Genomic DNA, 931 nt, shown 5'->3' with positions numbered 1-931 from the left:
GGCCATCCATCACCACTACGACGTCTCGAACAGCTTCTACGAGTGGGTGCTGGGGCCGTCGATGACCTACACCTGCGCGGTCTACGCCGACGCCGGCGCGACGCTGGAGGAGGCACAGGACAACAAGTACCGGCTGGTCTTCGACAAGCTGCGACTGCGGCCCGGCGACCGGTTGCTCGACGTCGGCTGCGGTTGGGGCGGCATGGTGCGCTACGCGGCGCGCCGCGGGGTCCGCGCGATCGGCGCGACCCTGTCGGCCGAGCAGGCGAAGTGGGCGCGGCAGGCGATCCGCGCCGAGGGGCTCGACGCGCTGGCCGAGGTGCGCCACACCGACTACCGCGACGTGCGCGAGGGCGGGTTCGACGCGGTGTCGTCCATCGGCCTGACCGAGCACATCGGCGTCAAGAACTACCCCGCCTACTTCGGCTTCCTGCATGCCAAGTTGCGGCCCGGCGGTCTGCTGCTCAACCACTGCATCACCCGCCGCGACAACTCGTCGACGTCGTTCGCGGGCGGGTTCACCGACCGCTACGTGTTCCCGGACGGGGAGCTCACCGGGTCGGGACGCATCACCACCGAGATCGAGGACGTCGGGTTCGAGGTGTTGCACACGGAGAACTTCCGGCACCACTACGCGATAACGTTGCGCGATTGGTGCGCAAACCTGGTGCGGAACTGGGACGTTGCGGTGGCCGAGGTCGGCCTGCCGACCGCGAAGGTGTGGGGGCTGTACATGGCGGCGTCGCGGGTGGCGTTCGAGCAGAACAACCTCCAGCTACACCACGTGCTGGCCACCAAGGTCGACGCGGCGGACGACCACGGCCTGCCGCTGCGTCCGTGGTGGGCGCCGTGAACCGCGCCCGCGGCGAGCTAGCCGCCGTCGATGCGGCGGGCGCCCAGCTCGTTCTGCAGTAGCTCCAGGGCGACCTCT

1 protein-coding gene is annotated in these 931 nt (G+C 69.6%); it reads left to right on the top strand.

The annotated features are described in order from the left end of the window. Nucleotides 1-853: class I SAM-dependent methyltransferase (locus A5714_RS13330; RefSeq protein ID WP_156747307.1), on the top strand; the 853-nt coding region annotated here is incomplete at its 5' end. Between the last annotated feature and the right edge of the window lie 78 nt (nucleotides 854-931).

Source organism: Mycobacterium sp. E2462 (assembly GCF_001672685.1).
Lineage (GTDB): Bacteria > Actinomycetota > Actinomycetes > Mycobacteriales > Mycobacteriaceae > Mycobacterium.
This window is presented reverse-complemented; position numbering and strand designations above follow the sequence as displayed.